The organism is Streptomyces sp. H27-H5 (assembly GCF_026627505.1).
Lineage (GTDB): Bacteria > Actinomycetota > Actinomycetes > Streptomycetales > Streptomycetaceae > Streptomyces.
This window is the reverse complement of the sequence record NZ_JAPNLK010000179.1, coordinates 1-8,360: the sequence shown is the minus strand read 5'-3', so window position 1 is coordinate 8,360 and position 8,360 is coordinate 1. Positions and strand designations below refer to the sequence as shown.

The following is an 8,360-nucleotide window of genomic DNA, read 5'->3' as shown; positions in this document are numbered from 1 at the left end:
GCACCCCCGAGGACGCACTCGACACCGCCTGCCACCTCCACCTCACCGGTCTCGACACCTGACACGGGCAAGCGCACGCCAAGCCCGACGTCAACCCCCGAAGGATTTACGACGCAGACCACTAAGCATCATCAGGATCGCCCGGGTGGAGTGTTGAGTCCGGGTACCGCAGGACATCGTTTGTGAGGTGGTCTCCGGTCAAGCAACCGCGATCCCCGTATCCCCGACGCTCCTCAGGTCGGGTGGGCGGATACAGAAGGCCGACGCAGTATCAGGGTCGGTAGATGGTGTAGCAGTTCCTTCGGGGCCCGGGTGCCATACGCACCCGGGCCCCTCCACGTGTTCCACAGAGAGGTGCGATGACAGCAGGCGACTCGTTCGGCCGGCTCGACGATGACGACTATCCCGCGTCCACGATGGGCCGGGCCGCGGACATGCTCGGCACCACCCAAAACTTCCTCCGCGCCATCGGCGAGCACCGTCTGATCACCCCGCTGCGCTCGGAGGGTGGGCGCCGCCGCTACTCCCGCTACCAGCTGCGGATCGTGGCCCGTGCCCGCGAACTCGTCGATCAGGGCACGCCGATCGAGTCGGCCTGCCGGATCGTCATCCTCGAAGTACAGCTTGAGGAAGCGCAGCGCATCAACGCCGAGTATCGCCATACCGTCGCGTCAGGGTCTGCTCCGTCTGCGGCTTGACCCGGTGCATGCCGGGCCCCGGGCGGGCTGGTGCGCGTCTGGTCCGTATGGGCCCGGTTGCGTGCCGTGCTTCCTGCCCTCGCCCGCCCGGGTCATCAGTGGGGAGCGGGTGGTCTTGTCGTTGTGGGTGGTGAGGCGTCGGTAACGTCGGCGCCGTGGGTGGCGTCTCGCTCGGAGTCGTGGACGCCGTGCCAGTCGAGGCACATGACGGTGGCGTCGTCGTGGAGGTGGCCGTTGCCGGCGTCGACGATCGCTTTGATGAGGGTGCGGGCGGCTTCGCGGGGATGTAGTTCGCGGGTGCGGATGATGAGGGCCGCGAGGTCGAGGCTTTCGGCGTGGCGTTCCAGCATGCCGTCGGTGAGCATGATCAGCCGGTCGCCGGGCCGCAGGTCGAGTGTCTGCACGCGGTAGGTGTTGGGTTCGGAGGGACGAATGTTGATGCCGAACGCCCGGTCGACTTTCGGAATGATCTCCTCGACCCCGCCGTCTCGCATACGCAGCGGCCAGGGGTGTCCGGCGTTGACGAACTCGGTATTGCCGTTGAGGAGGTTGATGCGCAGCAGCTGGCCGGTGACGAAGCCGCTGCGGCCGTGGTCGCGCATGGCCTGGTCGGCTTGGCGGGCCTGTTCAGCCAGGTCGGCACCTTCCCGCCGGGCCCGTCGCAGGGCGCTCACCACCAGGGTGGCGAGCAGTGCGGCGTTGACGTCGTGGCCCATGGCGTCGGTGACGGAGAGCTGGACGGTGTCCCGATCGATGACGTAGTCGAAGGTGTCGCCCCCGACGTGTTCGGCGGGCTCCAAGGCCCCGGCTACCGCGAACTGCGCCGCCTCACACGCCAGCGACGCCGGGAGCAGCCGGTGCTGGATCTCCGCGGCCAGGTTCAGGGGCTTGGTGCGCCGAGCCCACTGGTACACGTCGCTGTGGGACCGGTTCGCGATGACGATGTACGCGAGCGCGTGCGCGCTCTCGCCGATCTCCCGCATCACCTCCGCGTGCGGTACCGCGGGCAGGAACAGTTCCAGGAGTCCGATGACGTCCCCGCGGTTGGTCACCGGGGCGACCACGCGCACGTGCCGGCTCTCGCCCTCGTGCTCGACCTGCGGCTGCTGGGTGCGGATCACGTCCTCGTACAGGGTGCCGCGCAGCAAGATCCGCTGGGGCGGCTCATCGATCTCGACGCTGTCCGCGGCGCCCAGCCGTACGACCGAACTGCCGGTGAAGTCGGTGATCAGGAACGACACCGACGCCGCCTCAAGGTGCTTCTTGAGCATGCGCGCGACCACGTCGAGCGACTCCACGGGCGCCGCCGCCTCCGCCGCCTCCAGTATCCCCGCCAGAGTCATCGCCTTACCCTGGCGGCCTCCGCCCGCGTCAGGACCATAGGCCCGCCCGCCGTCCGGCTCTCCTGCGGTCACAGCGGACCCCTTGCTGCTCGATGCCGCCCGGGACTTTTGTCCCGCGACAGGCGAAGATCCGCGCCGAAGCGGCACCGGACAGGCTCCATTGCACCATGAGGCTCCCGGGTTCCGGCCGCCCGGCCGGCCCGCCCCTCCCGGGCCAGGTGCGGCCAGGGGCGGGGCCCCGGGGTAGGCGCCGGGTGCCCCGACCGGGTGCCAGGAGAACAAACACTTCACCCGCTGGATTCGTGGTCTCGCCATGGGTCACCACTTCGCCCGCCATGGTGGGCCGCGTCTGGCCGGTGTCCAGGTGGAACCGGACGAAATGGAAGCAGCGCTGCCACGTGACCGCCCACACGGGGCACCATGAGGGGCGATCGCATCCAGTTGCCTGCGCCGCTCATGTGTCATCGCCCCGGCTGACGACTCCACAGGCAGCCCTTCAATGCACCGCTGCTCGATCTCCCGCCCCACCCGCTCGGCTGTCCGGGACATTCTTGAGCCAGATGCCCACTGGCGCGCCCTGGTAGGCGGCGTCCAGCGGCGCCGGGTGGTGTCCATGTTTGGCCGCCCGTCCGCGCGCGGCGGTAAGGCCGTCCTGCCATGCGACGTCGGATGTGCTGGGGCGGGGTCTACCGGGGGAGGAGCGCGCTGACGGTCTTCCCGCCGGTCTGCATGTGGGTGACGGTGGTGGTTTGCGCGAGGTGGTTGACCATCGACCAGCCGAATCCTCCGCTCCCGCCGTGCAGGTCAGGGACGCGGGTGCGCGGCGGAAGCGGGCTGGGGTCCTGGACGGACACCTCGATGCCGTCGGGGTAGGCGGTCAGGGTCAGGATGCAGGTGCCACCGCCGTGACGCAGGGCGTTGGTGACGAGCTCCGAGACGACCAGGACGACGTCTTCGCCAGCCTGGTCCGCGACAGAGGGCACAAGACGGTCGAGGAAGCCGCGGGTGCTCGCGCGCGCGTCGCCAATAGAGGCCGTGGACCGGTCGGTCGATACATCAATGCGCACCGTGCCCATCAGGGCGATCGGGACCTCAACGCTCATTGTGCCCATCATGTCACCCCAGCTTCTATAGGCCGTACATGCTGGCCTTGCCCGTGCAGCGCTTGTGCCCGCCGCTGAGACGTTCAACCGCAGTGCCTGTCCCTTGCCGTTCGGTGTTCGAGGCGATTACCTCCCCGTCGAACATGCGGAAACCTATACCGGCCGGAGTAGACATCTCCCCGCGTCGTGGTTATGGTTCCTCTCGTAGCCCGGAGAGACAGCAGGGCCTGGCAGAGACGAACTGCCGGGCAGTAGTACTTGAGTTGCAGTGTGTATGGCGGTGCGGTGGTGGAGTTTCGAAGCCAGGCTGGTTGCAGGACGGCGACGGGACTGATCACCGGACCGGTGGCCCGCAGTGATCAGGGGCCACCACGAGCAGGACCGCAGTTAACGCAGTGGTAGTTGCAGTACCAGCAGTGAAGTGAGCAGTTCCTCGGTGAAGGCGTCGATGGTGGGCGCTTGTGCAGGTCACCAGCAGTACGCAATACCCGTAGTGCAGGCAGTTCGCAGTAAGCAGTTCAGTAGTTCCCGCTTGGTATGTGAGTGATCCAGAGGGAAGAACGGAGGAGCTAAGCGCCATCAGGATCGCCCGGATGGAGTGTTGAGTCCGGGTACCGAAGGACATCGTGAGTGAGGTGATCTCCGGTCAAGCAACCGCGATCCCCGCGCCTTCGACAGCACGCAGGTCGTATGTGCGGAAACAGAAGGCCAGCGCAGGACTAGGGCCGGCAGATGGTGTAGCAGTTCCTTCGGGGCCCGGGAGCCACATGCTCCCGGGCCCCTCCACGCGTTCCACGAAAGAGGTGCGATGACAGCAGACGACTCGTTCGGCCGGCTCGACGATGACGACTATCCCGCCTACACGATGGGCCGGGCCGCCGAAATGCTCGGCACCACCCAGAACTTCCTCCGCGCCATTGGCGAGGCCCGCCTGATCACCCCGCTGCGCTCCGCGGGCGGGCACCGCCGCTACTCCGGCTACCAGCTGCGCGTCGCCGCCCGTGCCCGCGAGCTCGTCGACCAGGGCACCCCGATCGAGTCTGCCTGCCGCATCGTCATCCTCGAGGACCAGCTCGAGGAAGCGCAGCGCACCAACACGGAATACCGTCGCGCGGCCGGGTCAGCGAACCCGCCGTCCGCGGCTTGATTGAGTGCGGGCGTGCCCGCCGACCCTCGGCGCGCACCTGGTGCGAGGCGCGACGTAGCCGTTTCCTCTGGTGACAGGGTGTTGTGAGCGTGTAGCGTCTGCGTCAGCTGTCGTGGTTCGGAAGTCCCCTTTGCCCACGCCGTAGGTGTGGGCTTTTTGCTGTGCTGTGCCGCAGGAACCAGGGCGATCACCTCCGCCTTCCACATGCTGTGGAAGGCGTACTCGACTGGAAGGCATGGATATGGCTAAGGGAACTGTGAAGTGGTTCAACGCGGAGAAGGGCTTCGGCTTCATCGAGCAGGAGGGCGGCGGCCCGGACGTTTTCGCCCACTACTCGGCGATCAACTCCTCGGGGTTCCGTGAGCTCCAGGAGGGCCAGGTCGTGGCGTTCGACGTCACCCAGGGCCAGAAGGGCCCCCAGGCGGAGAACATCACCCCGGCCTGACCCCCACCCCCGGCCCCGCCCGCGTGCCGGCCGGTACCGGGATTGCCGGGTACGGTGTTCGTGCACACTCCGTTCCGTCCGCGGACGTCGTACGGGCGTCGGCGGGAGCTGAGACGCACATGATCAGGGCCGTGCGACCGCGCGGCCCTGATCCGTCTCACGCCGGACCTCGCCCCCGCGGGGCGCAGGGCGACAGGCCGGGCCGGCCGAGGTGGGGGAGATGCCGCGGGTCCTCCTGGTGCGGCTCACTGTGTGGTGCGGGTGTGGAGTCGGGCGCGGAGCAGGTACAGGTCTGCTGGGCTGGCCGCGGCGGTAGCGAATGCGGTGATCAGTTCTTGGATGCGCTGGTCGTGGCCGTCGCGGACCGCGCTGACGATCCGTTCGATTAGCGCCTGTGCACGGGGGTCGACCACCGCCAGACTGTTTGTGGGGGTGGCGGATGGCGCTGTCATGCCGTGGCCCTGGCCCGGAGGCCGCGTTCCAGCCCGGTCCCCATCTGCTGTGCCGAGGGTCCGCTGTGGGGCGGCAACGCCATCGATGCCAGCGGAAGAGGCGGAACGGTCTCCGCTTGGATCACCAGCCAGCCTGTGCTTCGCTCGGGCCCGGGGATTTCGACGAGGTGGTGGCTGCCGACCTGTCCGGTGATCATCACGGCCAGGAGGCTGAGACACTCCCGCTGAAGCTCGGGAGTCCAGCCATCTTCCCCCGGCACCTCGAGGAGGGCCTGCCCGTCGCCGCTCACGCGCTGGCAGGCGTCCTGCACCACCCGCACCAGCACCGCCAAGCACTCGGGGCCGACGCGTTGATGTAAGTCCTCCAGGTACCAGTCCAGGACAGCGTCTCCTGCGTCCTGGAGTCGACTGGGGGCGGGGTTTCGCGGGTGGTGCTCGGTCATGACTGCCCTCTTCCCTCCTTGGTGGGCGTCGATGCCCGGCGCGAGCAGCATCCGCCCCTTCGCGCAGTGCGCCTGCCGCACGCCGTGACACCGCCACGCCTCGGTCCTCCAGCGTGCGCCTGCCCGTGGCGTGATGGCGGAAGAATCGTTAAAGCAATCGGCGCCGAACACATGCACCCCTCGCCTGAGGGTCGGCGCCGCCCCCCCCGGGGCCCGGAAGCACCCCCTCCCCGTTTCCCGGCCCCCGGGCCCGACCGCACCTGTCAGTGGCCAGTTGTGATGGTTCTGATCCACTTCTTGTGGTCCGATCGCGAAGCGTCACGGCCGTCAGTTCAGGGCTGCGCAGCCCTTATCTGTATCGAGACTGGAGTCGGGCGACGCACTCCGCGGTGGGTTGAGCAGCAGCAACCCCGGCGCACAACGCGTGTGCGTGCCGGTGTGCGCCGGCGCGCCTGCGACATGGCTCTGTCGGGCACGCCTGGATGGCCGCATCGTGGAGTTCCAGCACAACGCGGCCGCGGTGGGGTCGTCGGCGTGCCGGCCGGGATGGCGCGGCGGAGGGGTCAGGCTGGTAAGGGCGGGTTTTTCGGGGCAGGCTGAGGAAGTGCACCGGCTCGGGTACACGGCTGTGCGAAGGGATTCCGGGGATGATTGAGATCGCTGATATCCGTGAGTGGCGAACACACGACGTCATGGACGTGGGCGGCCGCAAGATCGGTACATTGGAAGCGATCTATGTGGACACCAGTACTGACGAGCCGGCTGTGGCCACTGTCCTGGTCGGGCTTCCGACTCGCCGACGTCTCGTGTTCGTCCCGCTGGCCGGCGCGATCGTGGGGCCGGGGTACGTCAAGGTCGACTATGACAGGTCGCTGGTGAAGAAGTGCCCGGCGATCGGCACGGACGATGTCCTGCCCGCCGAGGACGAGGCGGCGGTGTTCGAGCACTACGGTCTGTCCTACAAGCCTGGCGCGAACGGTGAGCGGCAGCTCGCCCGCCGCTGACCGGCCCCACAAGGAGGTGCCTGCGTTATGACGCTTTTCCTGCTCCTCGTCATCGTGGCGATCGTCCTGGGTGTCATCGGCGCCGTTGCCGAAGGGCTGTTCTACTTGCTGGTCACCGGCATCGTGGTGTTCGTCGCCGCCCTGGTGTATCTGGGCATGTACTTGCAGCGCTCCGGCCGTCACCGCCGTCGGCTGCGCTGAGAGACGTTGTCTGACGGGTGCCAGCCTGTTTCCGGGGGTGCGGCGGGGTGGTGGCCGGTGCCCGGGGTCGGCGGCGGTCGGTGCTCACCGGCCCGATCCTCGCCGGTTCCTCACCGGCATCATCGCCGTCCCGGCCTCGGCGGCGGGGGCCTCCAGGGTGCGCGTGTGTCGTACGCGGTGAGGGAGCCTCGGTCGGTGGACCCGGCGGGGCCGGCTCGGGCCGCGTTGTGGTGAGGCGTCTTCCGTGCGGGCACATGAGGGCGGCTACGCGGTGGGCCCGGGTTCGCAGGGCCGCGGATGCGTGGATGGTGAGGTTCGCACGGGCGGCCGGCTGTGGAACTGGTGTTGGAAGCGGGCCGGTTCGATGGCCGGGTCGCGAAAGACTCCCTGTACGTAGGTAGTCGGCGCCGGAGCCGGGCTCCTGCCGATCCCTTGTCCTCCAGGTCAGAGCCCATTCTCAAGGCTCCGCCCGGGGCCCTCCGACGCGACTGGGAGCGCGACCCAAGGCGCGGACCGGGCCGGAGGGGTGCGGGTGACCCGGAACCGGCGGGGGTGTCCTGTCGTTGGGTGCGCTGGGAATGCACACCGCCCCGGGGCCCATTCCCCCCAGCTCCCGGGGCGCTCCCGGGTCCTGACATCTGACAGCTCCGTCCCCTGCTGGGCTTGCCCCCCGGGGGCTGGTTTCACCGCGAGCGTCGGCGTCGGATGTCAGGACCAGTCCCGCGAACCCGGTGCCCGGACCGGTGGACACCGTGGATCAGTGTCGCCGCGTACATGATGAACCGGCTGGGTGTCATGCCGGTACAAAACCGGTGGGGCGGGCGGGGTGCTCCCTGTCGTCCGGTCTGCTTGTCGGCGCGACGCCGGCCCGGTGAACTGCGCTGGGGAGGCCCGGTTCTCGCGGCGCCGGTGGACGCGGCCGGCTCGCCAGGACCGGGAGTCTGTGGTGGCTGCGGGTTCCCACCAGCACCTGGGACCGGTTCGCCCCGCGAGCGACCCCCGTCATGCTCGCCGACCTTGTCGACACCGCGCGATATCTCACCGGCTGGAGGGGCGGCTGGAAAGGGCTGAGTTATGCCGGGTCCGTGGCAGTCTCCGGGCGTTTGGTGAATCGGTGCCACCAGTGGCGGCGGCGGGGATGTACTGCACGGCCCAGCCGGAGGCCGATCAGGAGGTAACCCAGGAGAGCCCCTGTGGTGTTGAGCAGAACGTCATCGATGTCGAACGTACGCCCCATGATCAGGGCGCCTTGGACGAGTTCCACGAGGAGCATCACGAGAGCGGTGACCACTCCTACCCGGGCCAGCCCTCGGGCTTGGGGCACCAGCACCGGCAGCAGCACACCGAACGGCACACCCATCACGATATTGCCGCCGAGCTGCTTGACCGTGTCAAAGGTGTGCGACATCCCGTGAGTTCCTCTGAGGCCCTGGGGGTGTCGAGCCTGCTGGCCAGGGGGTTTGCCCCTCACTCCGCAGTTCGGCGCCCAGTGAAGGAACTTCAGGATTTGTGAAGTAGTCTCAG

At 68.4% G+C, this 8,360-nt stretch carries 10 protein-coding genes; 5 read left to right on the top strand and 5 right to left on the bottom strand.

Annotated elements, in window-relative coordinates; genetic code table 11:
- Nucleotides 1-359 precede the first annotated feature (359 nt).
- Complete coding sequence (locus tag OTB19_RS40610; protein WP_267803874.1) at nucleotides 360-698, top strand: MerR family transcriptional regulator; 339 nt, start codon at nucleotides 360-362, stop codon at nucleotides 696-698.
- 95 nt (nucleotides 699-793) lie between these two features.
- On the opposite strand, the gene OTB19_RS40605 is transcribed toward OTB19_RS40610, so the two are convergent.
- The gene (locus OTB19_RS40605) at nucleotides 794-2,041 is read right to left on the bottom strand and encodes a PP2C family protein-serine/threonine phosphatase (protein ID WP_267803873.1); all 1,248 of its coding nucleotides are present in this window, start codon (nucleotides 2,039-2,041) and stop codon (nucleotides 794-796) included.
- A gap of 686 nt (nucleotides 2,042-2,727) precedes the next feature.
- The gene (locus OTB19_RS40595) at nucleotides 2,728-3,153 is read right to left on the bottom strand and encodes an ATP-binding protein (protein ID WP_420717009.1); all 426 of its coding nucleotides are present in this window, start codon (nucleotides 3,151-3,153) and stop codon (nucleotides 2,728-2,730) included.
- A gap of 799 nt (nucleotides 3,154-3,952) precedes the next feature.
- Here OTB19_RS40595 and OTB19_RS40590 point away from each other — a divergent pair.
- On the top strand, nucleotides 3,953-4,291 hold the full coding sequence (locus OTB19_RS40590) for a MerR family transcriptional regulator (protein ID WP_267803872.1): 339 nt from the start codon (nucleotides 3,953-3,955) through the stop codon (nucleotides 4,289-4,291).
- A gap of 241 nt (nucleotides 4,292-4,532) precedes the next feature.
- On the top strand, nucleotides 4,533-4,736 hold the full coding sequence (locus tag OTB19_RS40585) for a cold-shock protein (RefSeq protein WP_267803871.1): 204 nt from the start codon (nucleotides 4,533-4,535) through the stop codon (nucleotides 4,734-4,736).
- Between the two features lie 245 nt (nucleotides 4,737-4,981).
- Here OTB19_RS40585 and OTB19_RS40580 read toward each other — a convergent pair whose 3' ends face one another.
- Both OTB19_RS40580 and OTB19_RS40575 read right to left on the bottom strand, forming a co-directional pair.
- Nucleotides 4,982-5,188, bottom strand: a complete 207-nt coding sequence (locus tag OTB19_RS40580) for a hypothetical protein (RefSeq protein ID WP_267803870.1) — start codon at nucleotides 5,186-5,188, stop codon at nucleotides 4,982-4,984.
- Nucleotides 5,185-5,631 (bottom strand): hypothetical protein, encoded by a 447-nt coding sequence (locus OTB19_RS40575; RefSeq protein WP_267803869.1) that lies wholly within the window; start codon nucleotides 5,629-5,631, stop codon nucleotides 5,185-5,187. The genes OTB19_RS40580 and OTB19_RS40575 overlap by 4 nt, the downstream gene beginning before the upstream one ends.
- Before the next feature lie 647 nt (nucleotides 5,632-6,278).
- Between OTB19_RS40575 and OTB19_RS40570 the strand changes: the two genes are divergently transcribed.
- Both OTB19_RS40570 and OTB19_RS40565 read left to right on the top strand, forming a co-directional pair.
- Nucleotides 6,279-6,635, top strand: coding sequence for a PRC-barrel domain-containing protein (locus OTB19_RS40570; RefSeq protein WP_267803868.1), 357 nt, complete (start codon nucleotides 6,279-6,281; stop codon nucleotides 6,633-6,635).
- Nucleotides 6,636-6,662: 27 nt separating this feature from the next.
- Nucleotides 6,663-6,836 carry a hypothetical protein gene (locus tag OTB19_RS40565; RefSeq protein WP_267803867.1) on the top strand — a complete coding sequence of 58 codons (174 nt, stop codon included), beginning with the start codon at nucleotides 6,663-6,665 and terminating at the stop codon, nucleotides 6,834-6,836.
- Nucleotides 6,837-7,908: 1,072 nt separating this feature from the next.
- On the opposite strand, the gene OTB19_RS40560 is transcribed toward OTB19_RS40565, so the two are convergent.
- Entirely contained in the window at nucleotides 7,909-8,244 is a 336-nt protein-coding gene (locus OTB19_RS40560; protein ID WP_267803866.1) for a VanZ family protein, read from the bottom strand.
- Nucleotides 8,245-8,360: the final 116 nt, after the last annotated feature.